Raw genomic sequence first — 13,710 nt, forward strand, 5'->3', positions numbered from 1 at the left:
GTCCAGCAACGTGCACATCGGAAAAGCCGGGTGCGTATTCGTCAGCGCGGACAGCGCTCTCATCTCGAATGCGTCGAAAGCAACGACAACTCACGAATGACCAGTACACTGGAGTACCTGAAATGACCAAGATTGCTCTTACCGTCGCCACCATCGTCCTCGTCGCCACGGGCAGCGCCTTTGCAGGCAGTGATCACTATGGTTCGGACGGCGTCAACCAGCCGGCCGCGCCTGTTGGCAACGCGCCTGTCGGCAGCATCGACAACGGGTTTACCGGTTCCATCCGCAAGCCGCTGACGGCCGAGCACAATGCCGTCGACACCGAGGCGACGACCCGGTTCGGCGCGGATCAACCCGTAGTGCCCCAATCTGGCCGGGGCAACTGGGGCCGATCGTGCCTCAACCCCCGCCGCACGACGCGCGGCGGGCGTGGCCCGCCGCTTTTGTTTGCGCGAAGCCGGGTTTGGTCGAAAGGTCGGCGATCCCCCGGCCTGTCAGGCAGTCGCTAGCGAAGATCCTTCGGCCAAATGCAGTGCGTCAGTCGGGCGCTGCCGAAGGTGAGACCGGTCCAATCGCCGTCGACGTCGAACCGAGCCAGGCCCGCGGTGGGGTATTTTTCCGCCAGCTTCTTCAGCGCCGCTTGGTCCGATCCAGCCCCGGCAAGCCCGCGCGCGAACTCCTCCAGCCCGGGATTGTGGCCAAGCACCAGCAGCATTCCAGTCCCCGCCTTTACTTGCCGCACCTTGGCGAGGATGTCCGCCGCCGCCGCCTCGTAGAGCGCCTGGGATAATTTGGCCTGCACCTTCGCCGGCAATTCCGCCGAGACCAGCCGCCACGTGTCGCGGGTGCGCAGCGCCGGCGACACCAGCGCCAGCTCCGGCACCCAGCCGCGCCGGGCCAGTTCGCGCCCGACCAGTGGTGCTGCCTTCAGCCCGCGCGCGGACAGCGGCCGGTCGAAGTCGATGAGGTTGGGATCGTCCCAACTCGACTTGGCGTGACGCAGGAGCAGCAGTTGCTTCATGGATTCAACTCAAGTCCAAGGGATGTCGGGCTGAAAGTCTTTCCCATAGCCGCCGCCATGTTTTGTGCCCATGGCGGTATCAAAACTCGCCCAAAGCGCACCAAAGATGAACAGGCCTACATGCCGTTCATCTTTATCCCATCTGACCAAAATGTCTGCTTCAGTGATGGCCCAATCGCCCGATCGAACGTGAATTGCATCGATGACAGAATCGGCCCGCCCGTCCTCGGTTCGACAAAGATAGAAATATGCCGTGGCACTTTTCGGATCGTCCGCCGCGTCGTACTCGAAGACGCCGGCCAGATCACGCTTTGTCCGGATCGCGCTGTCGAAAACGTCCATTTGCTTGTCCGCAATCTATCAAAACAGTGCCGAAGCGTCGCGGGCGCCGTGTACGGCGCGGACGATCTCGACGCGCTGTTCGGCCAGGCGATAAAGCACGAGATAGTTGCCGATCGTCAACGCCCGCACCTCGGCAGCGATGTCGGGCCTCTTGGGACCGGATTCCGGGAATGTGCCCAATTGCACGATGCGCTCGGCAATAGCATCCAAAAAGCGGTCCGCGGCAAGCGGGTTGTCCCTTGCAATGCCAAACCAAATATCGATCAGGTCGTCTTCTGCCGCCGGGCTGCGGACAATGCGGATGTCAGCCATTCCGCCGGTTTTTGCTGGTGTTGCCCAACCGGCTGCGGGCTTTCTGTTTTATGTCCTCGATGTCGAACGGCGCAAACGGACCGCTCTCCAGCCCTTCCGTCCAGGCTTTCCGCAACCGCTCCGCTTCGGCCTCGCGCAAGGGCTGGCGAAGCCGCCATTCGCGCAGTGCCTCGCGGATCACTTCACTTGCCGAACCGTACTGCCCGCTGGCCACCGCGCCTTTGACCATGTCCAGCAGTTCCGGGGAAAGCGCTACGCTGACTTTTTCGACTGTCGCCATCAAGCCGTCTCCTCACGAAAACGGTAGCAAAATTTGCTACCAAATTCAAGAACTGACCCTCACGGCGTGATCCGCGCCAGGTGCTCGAGATCGGTCTCTTCGCGCAGCGGGTCGGGCGCGATCACCACCGACGTGGCGTTGTCGGCATCGTCGGCGAAGCGCGAAAACACCGTGCGGCCGCCTTCCATTCGCGCCTTGCCTTCGGCGACCAGCCCCAGCGCCAGCGGATAGAGCTGGTGCTCGGCCTTGAGCACGCGCGCGGCCAGCGTGTCCTCATTGTCGCCGACCATCACCGGCACGGCGGCCTGGGCGATGATCGGCCCGTCATCCATGTCGAGCGTGACGAAATGCACCGTGCAGCCATGGATGCGCATGCCTGCGCGGAGGGCCCGCGCATGCGTATCCAGCCCCTTGAAGGCAGGCAGCAGGGCAGGGTGGATATTGATCATGCGGCCCTGCCACTTCTCTACGAAGCGCGCGCCGAGGATGCGCATATAGCCGGCCAGCGCGACGATCTCGGCGCCGAACGATAAGAGGGCCGCGTCGATCGCCTCGTCATGCGCTTGCTTGCTGGCATAGTCGGAGCGCGAAATCACTCTGGTGGCGATGCCGCGCGCCGCGGCGATGCCAAGGCCGGCGGCATTGGCGCGGTCGGAGATGACGCCGACGATCTCGGCCGGATAGGCCGGGTTGCTCGCCGCCGCAACCAGCGCCGTCATGTTGGAGCCGCGCCCCGAGATCAGTACGACCGTCCCTTTCCTGGTCATAGGCCAATCGAGCCCCGATAGATGACGCCGGCATCGCGGCGCGGCACGATCTGGCCGATCGGCGTCACCGTCTCGCCGGCCTCCTGCAGAACGGCAGCGACCTGCGCCGCCTGGCCGGAGGCGACGACCAGGATCATGCCGATGCCGCAATTGAAGGTCCGCATCATCTCTTCCGGCGCGACGCCGCCGGTCTTGGCCAGCCATGAGAACACCGGCGGCACCTCGATGGCGCCGAGATCGAGCTCGGCCGAAAAATCCTTGGGCAGAACGCGCGGGATATTTTCGGGAAAGCCGCCGCCGGTGATATGGGCCAGCGCCTTGATGCCATGCGTGTTGCGAATCGCCTTGAGGATCGACTTGACGTAGATGCGCGTCGGCTCGAGCAGCGCCTCGGCCAGCGTCGCCTCGTCATTGAACGGCGCCGGATCGCCCCAGCCAAGGCCGCTTACCGCGACGATGCGGCGGACCAACGAAAAGCCGTTCGAATGCAGGCCCGACGAGGCGAGGCCGAGCAGCACATCGCCCTCGACGATGTCGTCGGTCGGCAACAGCTGGCCGCGTTCGGCGGCACCGACGGCAAAGCCGGCAAGGTCGTAATCCTTGTCGTGATACATGCCGGGCATTTCCGCCGTCTCGCCGCCGATCAGCGCGCAGCCGGCCTGCCGGCAGCCGGCAGCGATACCGCCGACGATCGAAGCACCCTGGTCGGGATCGAGCTTGCCGGTGGCGAAATAGTCGAGGAAGAACAGCGGCTCGGCGCCTTGCACGACGATGTCGTTGACGCACATGGCGACGAGATCGATGCCGATCGTGTCGTGCTTGCCGGCGTCGATGGCGATCTTCAGCTTGGTGCCGACGCCGTCATTGGCGGCCACCAGCACCGGATCGGTGAAGCCGGCGGCCTTGAGGTCGAACAAACCGCCGAAGCCGCCGATCTCGCCATCGGCGCCTGGCCGGCGGGTGGCGCGCACCAGCGGCTTGATCTTCTCGACCATGAGATTGCCGGCGTCGATGTCGACGCCCGCTTCGGCATAGGTGAGCCCGTTCTTGCGCTTGCTCATTTCCGGCGCCTGCTCATCTGTTGCGCTTGCCTGTCGCTGGTTTCATTCGCGTGCGGGCTCTTCGCATGAACGGTTTTGCCCCGCAAGGCAAGCGCGCGATGAGGGTGTTTTCAGTTGGATGCCGGGGGAACCGGGCGCGATACACTCCAACAATAAAAAGAAATCCCTGCCAGAATTGCGGCGAGGCCTCCGACGGTGGCAAGAGACCTGATCTCACCGTCGAAGGGCAGGGTCCCATACGAGAAGCCGGCGGCGATCAACGCCGCCGCGGCAGCCCACAGACCTGGATTTGCAACGACTGATCTTGAGAAAACGAACGCGACGACAGCGGCGGTCAGCCAGAGGGGCCAAGAGACGACCACGCCCACGGCCAGCTCAAGAGCGAAGGCCCACAGGAGATCTTGCGTCGCCACCTTGCGGTGCGGGGCTCCCAAAAATGCGAAGACCAAAAGACTTTCTGTCAGTCCGGCCAGATAACAAAGCGTTACTCGCCAAGCGATTGTGATTCTCTGCGCCATCGTCATTCAGCAGTGGGGAAATAGGCTGTCGCTTCACGGGCTCTTCGCATGGGCAACAGCGTCTTGCAAGGACGGCAGCGGAATACCGGGCACTTACGTCTCTTCCAGGAAAGGCACCGCCGTTTCGTCCGTCCAGAGGCGACCGCCCTTGGGGAGGGTCTGCTGCTGTCCCATAAATCGTTCATCGTGCCCGCGTCCTCCCGGTGACTGGAAGAAGGCATATTGAACATGTCTTGGGTTCCAACGCGCCCCGGCTGGATGTCCCTCATGAACGTGCCGCCAGATCGAACCCCAACTGGGTTCCCAGATATCAATGAACTTGAGAAATAGGCTGAGCAAAACCTTTGTATTCACCGGTTCGGCTCCAGCTATGTAGCTAAACTCCAGCGAAGCATTGTTCTGGCTGTCTTCCGACAGATATTTGGACCAGGAACTGCAATGGACTGATGTGGACGCCTCTATATTTGCCTGGCGCTGGTTCCACAGCGACACATTGTATCCCAGTTCAGGAACGGGCTGTCTCGGAGGCATGTCCGTCTTGTTCCGGCCCTTTAACAGCCAGCGATGGAGAACCTCGCACGACGAGGTGTTGACCGGCTTGGAGGCGATTGCTTTTTTGAGCGATCTGCCGCGCGGGGCCCACCTCGCGAACCTGTCGTCGGCTTCGTCCAAGGCCCGGAAATGCGCCTGCAGCTGCGGGACCAGCTCTTCGGCGTCCTTTCTCCTCGCCCCCAGTAGACATAGATGTTGATCGACATGGCGTCCCCTCGAATACGGGAGACGTACCAGCTTTCTTGACTGGCGTCGCCAAAGGAGAGCGCGCGCGCTTCGGGCTCGCTTCCATTTGGTTAGTTCAATGCTGGCTAATCTTCACGCCCCCTCTGCGTTGATCGCAAATTGCGCGGCGAAAGCCCGGATATAGGCCGGCCGTGCTTCCCCGCGCGCTACATAGGCAGCCAAGTTTTGATATTCGTCCAAAATGCCTGACATTCTTAGTCGCAGCAGCACCGACACCATCAACAAATCGCCCGCGCTGAACGCATCATCGAGCCAGTCGGCGACACCCAAGTGAGCCGAGAGTTTGTCCAGCCGAGCGCGAACACGGTCCTTTACCAACGGCAAGCGCTCCTCGCTCCAAGGCTTGTCACGTTCGAATATTCTTGCCGTCGTTAATTCGAGGATCGGTGGTTCGACGGTGTTAAGTGCGGCAAACATCCACGTGATCGCACGCGCGCGGGCATTGCGATCCTTCGGCAGCAATCCCGCATGCTGCTCAGCAAGATGAAAGACGATCGAGCCGGTCTCGAACAGCGAGAGAGAACCTTCCTCATAGGTGGGGATCTGGCCGAAGGGATGGATCGCCAGATGTTCAGGCGCCTTCATCTCTGCGAAGGAAACAAGACGAACCTCATACGGCTGCCCCACTTCTTCGAGCGCCCAGCGAACGCGCGTATCACGCGCCAGTCCCTTGCCGCCATCGGGCGATCGTTCAAATGCTGTGATAGTGATTGTCATCGCGTCCGTTTCCTTGCCTGGGCAAATTTCCTTGGCTTCCTATCGTGAGACGAATGAGCCTCCCCGAAATCGACATCTGTCTTGACCTATTTCATTGCTGGCGCCCTCGTGGGGAGATTGGCAGCTTCTGTGTCGCTTCTCACTTGCCGTAACCCTCCATCTCCATCATGTATCGGCAAACAAGAGCGACGGGATATGCGTTTGACCATCCCCAACATGATCACGATCATGCGCTTCGTGCTGGTGCCGGCGGTGGTGCTGGCCATGCTGCAGGACCGCTGGGACTGGGCCTTTGCGGGCTTCCTCATTGCCGGCATTTCCGACGGCGTCGACGGCTTCATCGCCCGCCATTTCAATCAGTTTTCCAGGCTCGGCGCCTATCTCGATCCGATGGCCGACAAGCTGCTGCTGGTCTCGGTTTTCGTGGTCCTGGGCTTCAGCGGCGAACTGCCGCTGTGGCTGGTCGTTACCATGGTGTCGCGCGACGCACTGATCGTCTGCGCCGTGCTTTTATCCACCGTCATGGCGCATCCGGTCGAGATGAAGCCGCTCCTGGTGTCGAAGGCCAACACCGCGATCCAGATCGTGCTGGCGGCAGTGGTGTTGGGCGAACTCGCCTTCGACATCCATCTCGATCCGCTGAGGCCGGCCCTCATATTGCTGTCCGGGGTCTTGACCGTGGCTTCGGCCGCGGCCTATCTCGTGGCTTGGCTGAGGCATATGAGCGGCTATGGCGAAGGCTCCACACCCGGCACCTGAACGCGGGGCACCTGAACGCCGGGCACCCGAACACCGGGCACCTGACGAACGGTCCATCGACGCCGAGGCCGAAGCCGCGGCAGCGGAGGCTGCGGCGTCGGCGTCGTTTCGCCGCCAGATCCGCTTCTGGCTGGTCAGCGCCATCATCCTCGCCGTCTTCCTCTATGTCTTCAGCGGCATCCTTCTGCCGTTCGTCGCCGGCATGGTGCTCGCCTATTTCCTCGACCCTGTCGCCGACCGGCTGGAGCGGCTCGGCCTCTCCAGGCTGATGGCGACGGTGGTCATCCTCATCGCCTTCATCGTCGTCCTGGTGCTGGCCGTCGTCATCCTGGTTCCGGTGCTCGCCTCGCAGATGGCTGATTTCGCCAGCAAGCTGCCGGACTATCTGACCCGGCTGCAGAGCCTGATCACCAGCTTCGACCCGAAATGGCTGGAAGAGAAATTCGGCGTCGACGCCAACGGCCTGCGCGAAGGCCTGAACTCGCTGCTGACCTCCGGCTTCGGCCTCCTGACCACCGTGTTCACCTCGATCTGGAGCTCCGGCGTGGCGCTGGTCTCGGTGGTCAGCCTGTTCGTGGTGACGCCGGTCGTCGCCTTCTACATGCTGCTCGACTGGGATCGCATGGTGACAATCGTCGACAGCTGGGTGCCGCGCGACTATGTCAAGACCGTCAGGACGATCGCCAGGGACATCAACACGGCGACCGCCGGCTTCGTGCGCGGCCAGGGCACGCTGTGCCTGGTGCTGGGCGCCATGTATGCCACCGGCCTGACACTGACGGGCCTGAATTTCGGCATCCTCATCGGTCTGTTCGCCGGACTGATCTCCTTCATCCCCTATGTCGGCTCGCTGACCGGCCTGGTGCTGGCCGTCGGCGTCGCCTTCGTCCAGTTCTGGCCGGACTGGACCATGATCGCAGCGGTGGCCGGTGTGTTCTTCGTCGGCCAGTTCATCGAGGGCAACATCCTGCAGCCAAGGCTGGTCGGCAAAAGCGTTGGCCTGCATCCGGTATGGCTGATGTTTGCGCTGTTTGCCTTCGGCGCGCTGTTCGGCTTCGTCGGCCTGCTGATCGCCGTTCCGGCTTCCGCCGCCGTTGCCGTTCTGGTGCGCTTCGCCATCGCCCGCTATCTCGAATCGCCGCTCTACAAGGGCCACGCCGACGAGCCGGTGCCGCCGCTGCAGGTGCGCCGCCGCGGGGGCGCGCGCGGTTGAGCCAGATGCCGGACAAGATCGATCCGCCGCGTCAATTGCCGCTCGATCTAGGCCACGGCACCGGCTATTCGCGCGACGAGCTCGTCGTCTCCAGCACCAACAGCCAGGCGGCGGCGCTTGTCGACCGCTGGCCGGACTGGCCGTCGCCGGTCGTTGTGCTGGCCGGGCCGGCCGGCTCGGGGAAAACCCATCTGGCCTCGATCTGGCGGACCCGCGCCGACGCGGTGAAAGTGGAGGCCGGCCGCATCGGCGACTGCATCGAAAATCTCGGCGCGCATCCGGCCCTGATCGACGATGTCGATGCCGGCCCGATCGATGAGCACGGCCTCTTCCACCTGATCAACGCGGTGCGCGGCGCCGGCTCGAGCTTGCTGTTGACGGCGCGGCGCTTCCCGTCCGCCTGGGGCGTCAGGCTGCCCGACCTGGCGTCGCGGCTGAAGGCGGCGGCGACCGTCGAGATCCACGAACCCGACGATCTTCTGCTGGCCGGCGTCATCACAAAGCTGTTCGCCGACCGCCAGGTCGAGGTCGAGCCGCATGTCGTGCAATATCTGGTGCGCCGCATCGAGCGCTCGCTGGCCACTGCCATGCGGGTGGTCGAACGGCTCGACCGCACCGCGCTCGAGCGCAAGACGCCGATCACCCGCGCGCTCGCCGCCGAGACCGTCAGCGCCATGGACGAAGGGCAGGGCGAGTTCGAGATTTGACGATTCCAGTGCCGCCACTGTCCCATTTCGGGAACAAAAGCTGGCATCTGTCTTGCAGCAAAGAGCTTGCCGGCTAATCCCGGTCCTGATTGCGTATCAAATCAGGTAGTAGGCTCGCCGGGAGATGGGTGGTTGGGGTTCTCGCCCGGCGAGCTTGCCTTTGGCAGCATCGAATCGATTGCGTCATTGCGCGGCTGGCCTCAGCTCTCTCCGCCTGCAATTACCGCTCGTTCCGTGCCAAAGCGCTTGCGATAGTCGCCGGGCACCAGGCCGGTTATCCTGGCGAATACCTTGCGGAACGAGCCGGGATCGTCATAGCCGACCTCCCAGGCGATCTGGTCGATCGATCGCATCGTGGTTTCCAGCATCTCGCGCGCCTTGCCGACGCGCAGGTGCTGGCAATATTCGGTCGGCCTGAGGCCGGTGGCGTTGCGGAAGCGTCGGAGAAAGGTCCGCTCCTCCAGCCCCGCATGCGCGGCCATGGCGCCGAGCGTCACGTCGCGCGCGCCGTTCGCCTGCAGCCAATGCTGCACCTTGAGGATCGCTTCGTCGTCATGGGTCAATCGCGGCGCGAACGGGCTGTAAAAACGTTGCTCGCGGCCCGGCGGATCGACCAGCATGAAACGCGCCGTGTCCATCATCACGGCTGACCCGAGCACCCGGTCCACCAGCTTCAGGCCGAGGTCGGTCCAGGCCATGTAGCCGCCTGCGGTGATGACGTCGCCATCGTCAATGACCAGCCTGTCGGCGTCGAGCAGGATGTCGGGAAAGCGTAGCGCCAGCGCGTCGCGATAGGCCCAGTGCGTTGTCGCGGCGCGACCGGACAACAGGCCGGTCTCGGCAAGCACGAAGGCGCCGGCGCAGACCGAGCCGAGGGTCGCGCCTGCCCCATGACGGTCCCTGAGCCAGCCGGCATAGGCCGCGGCTGCTTCCCGAGCGATCGGATCTCCCAAGGTTGGCGGGAGGATAACCATGGTTGGTTCATTGTCGGCGCCGGGGTCGCTGTCGAAGGTGCGGACTACGGTGTGGCCCGCGTCCTCCAATTGCCAATGACTGACGCGAAGCCTCGCCGCGTCCGGCGACCGCTCGACAGCCAGCCGGTTTGCCAGCATGAAAAGATCGGTAAGGCCGAGCACGGCCGCTTCCTGCACGCCGGGATACAAGACAAGGCCGATTTCGATCAGATCACGCGTAGCCGTCATTTGTCAGTTTTGCCACGTTGAATGTCCGTTTTGCCAATGCTCACCTTGGCCGCACTGTTATAATTTGTCCAGCTGAAGGGGCTAAAAGCTTCCCTGTTACCCCCCAACTTTTCCATCAAGGAGTAGGACGATGAGCACATTCACCACCCATGACGGCACCGAGATTTTCTACAAGGATTGGGGCAAGGGCCAGCCGATCGTGTTCCATCACGGCTGGCCGCTCAGCGGCGACGACTGGGACAACCAGATGCTGTTCTTCCTCGATAAGGGCTACCGCGTCGTCGCACATGACCGCCGCGGCCACGGCCGCTCGTCGCAGACCGCGACTGGCAATGAGATGGACACCTACGCCGCCGATGTTGCGGCGCTGGCGGTGCATCTCGATCTCAGGGATGCGATCCACATCGGCCACTCGACCGGTGGCGGCGAGGTAGCGCGTTACGTCGCGCTTTATGGCGGCGGCGGCCGTGTTGCCAAGGCGGTGCTGATCGGCGCCGTGCCGCCGATCATGGTCAAGACCGACAGCAACCCCGGCGGCTTGCCGATCGAAGTCTTCGACGGCTTTCGCGCTGCTCTGGCCGCTAACCGCGCCCAGTTCTACAGGGATGTGCCGGCCGGCCCGTTTTACGGTTTCAACCGCGACGGCGCCAAGGTCTCGCCAGGCGCTATCGATAATTGGTGGCGCCAAGGCATGATGGGTGGGGCCAAGGCCCATTACGACTGCATCAAGGCCTTTTCCGAGACCGACTTCACCGACGACCTCAAGCAGATCGACGTGCCCGTCCTGATCATGCACGGCGACGACGACCAGATCGTGCCTATCGCCGACTCCGCGCTGCTTGCGGCCAAGCTGGTGAAGCGCGGCACGCTCAAGGTCTACAAGGGCCTGCCGCACGGCATGTGCACCACCCACCCGGAGATCATCAATCCGGATCTGCTGGCCTTCATCCAGGGCTGACGGCTTGCATGTCGGACGGGCAGCGCGGGCTCATGCTGTCCGTCCGTCGCTTAAACATGACCGGCGACGGCAGACACACTCGAGCGTGATCCGCTTGCCCTGCCGACGAGATTCGCTTGATGAATGGTCGGAGTGGAGAGATTCGAACTCCCGACCCTCTGGTCCCAAACCAGATGCGCTACCAGGCTGCGCTACACTCCGAACGGTCTGTTGCCTAGTGATTTCAGCCCGCCAAAGCAAGCGTAAAAAGCCATCGGCCTTGCTGCCGGCGGCATTGCGCAGTAATGACGGGCTAGTGCATGGCCAGAGAACAGTAATGTGGTCTCGGGGTCGTGTGCTTGCAACCAGCAATGAGGTGGTCATGTCAGCCCGCATTTTCAGCCCAGCCAAAACCGCGATGCAGTCCGGCAAGGCCAAGACCGGCTATTGGGTGCTGGAATTCGATCCGGAGCAGCGCAAGAAGATCGATCCGCTGATGGGCTACACCACGTCCGGCGACATGCGAAGCCAGATCAGGCTGACCTTCGACACAAGAGAGGACGCGGTCGCCTACGCTGAGAAGGAAGGGCTGGCTTTCCGCGTCGAGGAGCCGAAGGAAATCAAGCGCCGCCAGATTTCCTATGCGGAGAATTTCCGCTATGACCGCAGGACGCCCTGGACGCATTGATCCCATACCGGCCCTGCCGGCACAATCCGCCGGTCATGCGGCCGGCCAGCGGTCCCGTAGCTCAGCTGGATAGAGCACCGGCCTTCTAAGCCGATGGTCACAGGTTCGAATCCTGTCGGGATCGCCAATATTTTCAGGGTCCATTCCGGACAGGTTCACTCGCCAGTCGCACAGGATTTCCAACACATGACAGCGATGGGCGCGGCGGCACTGCTGATCCTGGTCCTGACCTATGCCGGCGTCGCCATCGGCAGGATACCCGGGCTGCGCCTCGACCGGGCAGGGATCGCGCTGCTCGGCGGTGCGGTGATGATCGCCATCGGCGCGCTCGACATGGAGGACGCCTACCGCGCCATCAGCTTCGACACCATCACGCTTCTGCTCGGCATGATGATCGTCGTGGCGCATCTTAAAGTGTCGGGCGCCTTTCGCGCGCTCGGCGGGTTCGCCATCGAGCATGCGCATGCGCCGTTCATGCTGCTGGTGATGGTGACGCTGTTGACCGGCCTCCTGTCCGCATTCCTGGTCAACGACGCCATCTGCCTGGTCATGGCGCCGATCGTCGTCCATGTCACCCGCGTCATCAACCGCAACCCGGTTCCCTATCTGATCGCCACCGCCACCGCCTCGAATTGCGGCAGCGTCGCCACCATCACCGGCAACCCGCAGAACATGGTCATCGGCGCGCTGTCGGGGATTTCCTATCCGGCCTTCTCTGCGGCGCTGGCGCCGGTCGCGGCGTTCGGCCTCATCGCCGTCATCGTCATCATCCGCATCGTCTACCGCGCCGAATTTTCGCGCAAGGCCGAGCTCAGCCCCGAAGTCTACCGCGGCCGCATGCTGCCGGGGCAGGTGGTGAAGGCGGTGGTCGTCTGTGTCGGTTTGGCGATCGCCTTCTTCGCCGGCGTTCCAGTCGCCAAGGCAGCGCTGATCGGCGGTGCCATTCTTCTTTTGACCCGCGCCATCAAACCTGAGCGCATCTATCGCGAGATCGATGGGCCGCTGCTGTTCATGTTCGCCGGGCTGTTCATCGTCGTCGCCGGGGCGGAGAAGACGCTGCTGACGCCCGACATCGTCGCCTCGGCAAAGGACCTCGGACTGAATGATGTCTGGCGGCTGTCCGGCTTCACCGCGGTGCTGTCCAACATCATGAGCAATGTCCCGGCCGTGCTGGCGCTGAAGCCGTTCGTGCCCGGACTGGAAAACCCCGAGCGGGCCTGGCTGGTCGTCGCCATGAGCTCGACGCTGGCCGGCAATTTCACGCTGCTCGGCTCGGTCGCCAATCTGATCGTTGCCGAGCACGCGCGAATCTCCGGCAAACCGCTGGGCTTCATCGCCTTCTTCAAGGTCGGCCTGCCGTTGACGCTGGTCACGCTTCTCGTAGGGACGGCATGGCTGGCAGCCTAAAAGCGCGTCGCATTAGACCGACCTCATGCGGCGCGCTTTAGGCTTTTTTATGCATGTCGTTATCGCAAAACCGCTGCACGATTTTGCGCGACATGCATCAGCCAGTCAGGGCGATGTCACCGTCAGATGGCCTTTCATGTTGGGATGGAAGCGGCAGAAATAATCGACCGATTCCGCCTTCTTCACCGTCAGGCTCGCCGCCTTCTTCGGCGGGATCATCACTTCCCAGGCGCCGTTGACGGTTGCCGTGTGGGCGAACACGTCCTTGTTCACCCACCTGACCGTGTCGCCGACCTTCGCCTCGATCTTTGCCGGCGAAAACACAAGCTTCTCGATCGTCACCTCGATGGTGTCGGCCTTGGCCGGCTGGGCACCCATGGCCAATGCCAGCGCAACCCACAGATGCCGCCTCGACAACATTGGCTCGATCCTCACTTCAGCATGCCGGCGACGTGTTCGGCGTGCTGTTCGTGGCCCTGGAATATTTTCAGGCCGGTTTCCAGCAGGCTCTTCAGCTCGGCATTGCTGGCCGACGGGATCAGCAGAGTTTCGAGCGCGCTATTGACCTGCTTGTGGTAGGCCACCTCGTTGGCGACATAGGCCTTGTCGAACGCCGCTCCCTTGAGCTTGGCAAGCTTGGCACGTTCCTCGGCCGCCGCCTTGGTCAGCGCCTTGCTGGTCGGATTGTCCTCAGGCGTGACCTTGAGCTTCTTGACCAGGTCGAGAGCCTGTTTGTTGACCGCCTCGTGATCTCGCACCATGTCCTTGGCGAAATCCACCACCTCCTTGTTCTTCGATTTCTTCAGCGCCTGCTTGGCCGCCTCGACGTCAAGCACCCCTGCTGTGTAGGCGATATGTGCGATCTGCGGATCGGTCGGTTTGTCGGCAGCTTGCGACAAGGGCGCTGCGCTAAGCAGGAAAAATGCGGCCAGTGCCGTGGTCGATCGAATAAACATGATGCTCTCCTTCGCCCCGACGCGG

General features: G+C 62.9%; 18 protein-coding genes, 2 tRNA genes and 1 pseudogene. 8 read left to right on the forward strand and 13 right to left on the reverse strand.

What is annotated here, in order from left to right; genetic code table 11:
• Positions 1-122 precede the first annotated feature (122 nt).
• Positions 123-392, forward strand: a pseudogene (locus NKH33_RS18760) (DUF680 domain-containing protein); the annotation flags it as partial.
• Between the two features lie 113 nt (positions 393-505).
• Here NKH33_RS18760 and NKH33_RS18765 read toward each other — a convergent pair.
• From NKH33_RS18765 to NKH33_RS18805, 9 genes are all read right to left on the reverse strand, one after another.
• Positions 506-1,021, reverse strand: coding sequence for a SixA phosphatase family protein (locus NKH33_RS18765; protein WP_352920965.1), 516 nt, complete (start codon positions 1,019-1,021; stop codon positions 506-508).
• A gap of 9 nt (positions 1,022-1,030) precedes the next feature.
• Positions 1,031-1,363 carry a hypothetical protein gene (locus NKH33_RS18770; protein ID WP_352920967.1) on the reverse strand — a complete coding sequence of 111 codons (333 nt, stop codon included), beginning with the start codon at positions 1,361-1,363 and terminating at the stop codon, positions 1,031-1,033.
• An 18-nt stretch (positions 1,364-1,381) separates the two neighbouring features.
• Positions 1,382-1,675 (reverse strand): type II toxin-antitoxin system RelE/ParE family toxin, encoded by a 294-nt coding sequence (locus tag NKH33_RS18775; protein WP_352920969.1) that lies wholly within the window; start codon positions 1,673-1,675, stop codon positions 1,382-1,384.
• Positions 1,668-1,955: a type II toxin-antitoxin system ParD family antitoxin gene (locus NKH33_RS18780; RefSeq protein WP_352457662.1), complete on the reverse strand. Its 288-nt coding sequence runs from the start codon at positions 1,953-1,955 to the stop codon at positions 1,668-1,670. The genes NKH33_RS18775 and NKH33_RS18780 overlap by 8 nt, the downstream gene beginning before the upstream one ends.
• A 59-nt stretch (positions 1,956-2,014) precedes the next feature.
• Positions 2,015-2,722, reverse strand: a complete 708-nt coding sequence (purN, locus tag NKH33_RS18785; RefSeq protein WP_352920971.1) for a phosphoribosylglycinamide formyltransferase — start codon at positions 2,720-2,722, stop codon at positions 2,015-2,017.
• Positions 2,719-3,783, reverse strand: a complete 1,065-nt coding sequence (gene purM, locus NKH33_RS18790) for a phosphoribosylformylglycinamidine cyclo-ligase (RefSeq protein WP_352472623.1) — start codon at positions 3,781-3,783, stop codon at positions 2,719-2,721. The genes purN and purM overlap by 4 nt, the downstream gene beginning before the upstream one ends.
• A gap of 110 nt (positions 3,784-3,893) precedes the next feature.
• Positions 3,894-4,307 carry a hypothetical protein gene (locus NKH33_RS18795; protein ID WP_352771148.1) on the reverse strand — a complete coding sequence of 138 codons (414 nt, stop codon included), beginning with the start codon at positions 4,305-4,307 and terminating at the stop codon, positions 3,894-3,896.
• A gap of 87 nt (positions 4,308-4,394) precedes the next feature.
• Complete coding sequence (locus tag NKH33_RS18800; protein ID WP_352921038.1) at positions 4,395-5,159, reverse strand: Imm52 family immunity protein; 765 nt, start codon at positions 5,157-5,159, stop codon at positions 4,395-4,397.
• Positions 5,160-5,171: 12 nt separating this feature from the next.
• Positions 5,172-5,816, reverse strand: a complete 645-nt coding sequence (locus NKH33_RS18805) for a glutathione S-transferase family protein (protein WP_352541636.1) — start codon at positions 5,814-5,816, stop codon at positions 5,172-5,174.
• A gap of 201 nt (positions 5,817-6,017) precedes the next feature.
• Here NKH33_RS18805 and NKH33_RS18810 point away from each other — a divergent pair, with 201 nt between their 5' ends.
• Genes NKH33_RS18810 through hdaA form a run of 3 tightly spaced genes read left to right on the forward strand, consistent with a single transcriptional unit; the run spans position 6,018 to position 8,495 of the window.
• Complete coding sequence (locus NKH33_RS18810; RefSeq protein WP_352472672.1) at positions 6,018-6,575, forward strand: CDP-alcohol phosphatidyltransferase family protein; 558 nt, start codon at positions 6,018-6,020, stop codon at positions 6,573-6,575.
• Entirely contained in the window at positions 6,547-7,788 is a 1,242-nt protein-coding gene (locus tag NKH33_RS18815; RefSeq protein WP_352472627.1) for an AI-2E family transporter, read from the forward strand. The genes NKH33_RS18810 and NKH33_RS18815 overlap by 29 nt, the downstream gene beginning before the upstream one ends.
• Positions 7,789-7,793: 5 nt before the next feature.
• The gene (hdaA, locus tag NKH33_RS18820; RefSeq protein WP_352472673.1) at positions 7,794-8,495 is read left to right on the forward strand and encodes a DnaA regulatory inactivator HdaA; all 702 of its coding nucleotides are present in this window, start codon (positions 7,794-7,796) and stop codon (positions 8,493-8,495) included.
• 200 nt (positions 8,496-8,695) lie between these two features.
• Here hdaA and NKH33_RS18825 read toward each other — a convergent pair whose 3' ends face one another.
• Positions 8,696-9,697 carry a GlxA family transcriptional regulator gene (locus tag NKH33_RS18825; protein WP_352817536.1) on the reverse strand — a complete coding sequence of 334 codons (1,002 nt, stop codon included), beginning with the start codon at positions 9,695-9,697 and terminating at the stop codon, positions 8,696-8,698.
• Positions 9,698-9,827: 130 nt separating this feature from the next.
• On the opposite strand from NKH33_RS18825, the gene NKH33_RS18830 reads away from it, so the two are divergent.
• Positions 9,828-10,655 (forward strand): alpha/beta fold hydrolase, encoded by an 828-nt coding sequence (locus NKH33_RS18830; RefSeq protein ID WP_352501886.1) that lies wholly within the window; start codon positions 9,828-9,830, stop codon positions 10,653-10,655.
• 124 nt (positions 10,656-10,779) lie between these two features.
• Here NKH33_RS18830 and NKH33_RS18835 read toward each other — a convergent pair.
• Positions 10,780-10,856: transfer RNA gene (locus NKH33_RS18835), tRNA-Pro, on the reverse strand.
• A gap of 160 nt (positions 10,857-11,016) precedes the next feature.
• Between NKH33_RS18835 and NKH33_RS18840 the strand changes: the two genes are divergently transcribed.
• The 3 genes from NKH33_RS18840 to NKH33_RS18850 all read left to right on the forward strand — a co-directional run bounded on the left by NKH33_RS18840 (position 11,017) and on the right by NKH33_RS18850 (position 12,729).
• Entirely contained in the window at positions 11,017-11,322 is a 306-nt protein-coding gene (locus NKH33_RS18840) for an ETC complex I subunit (RefSeq protein WP_352472630.1), read from the forward strand.
• Positions 11,323-11,372: 50 nt separating this feature from the next.
• Positions 11,373-11,449: transfer RNA gene (locus NKH33_RS18845), tRNA-Arg, on the forward strand.
• A 59-nt stretch (positions 11,450-11,508) separates the two neighbouring features.
• Positions 11,509-12,729 (forward strand): anion transporter, encoded by a 1,221-nt coding sequence (locus tag NKH33_RS18850; RefSeq protein WP_352920974.1) that lies wholly within the window; start codon positions 11,509-11,511, stop codon positions 12,727-12,729.
• Positions 12,730-12,834: 105 nt separating this feature from the next.
• On the opposite strand, the gene NKH33_RS18855 is transcribed toward NKH33_RS18850, so the two are convergent.
• Together NKH33_RS18855 and NKH33_RS18860 are read right to left on the reverse strand one after the other, a co-directional pair.
• Positions 12,835-13,149 (reverse strand): cupredoxin domain-containing protein, encoded by a 315-nt coding sequence (locus tag NKH33_RS18855; RefSeq protein ID WP_352920976.1) that lies wholly within the window; start codon positions 13,147-13,149, stop codon positions 12,835-12,837.
• Between the two features lie 11 nt (positions 13,150-13,160).
• On the reverse strand, positions 13,161-13,685 hold the full coding sequence (locus tag NKH33_RS18860; protein ID WP_352472633.1) for a DUF4142 domain-containing protein: 525 nt from the start codon (positions 13,683-13,685) through the stop codon (positions 13,161-13,163).
• Positions 13,686-13,710 lie beyond the last annotated feature (25 nt).

The sequence above is a fragment of the Mesorhizobium sp. M1182 genome (assembly GCF_040318335.1).
Classification (GTDB): domain Bacteria; phylum Pseudomonadota; class Alphaproteobacteria; order Rhizobiales; family Rhizobiaceae; genus Mesorhizobium.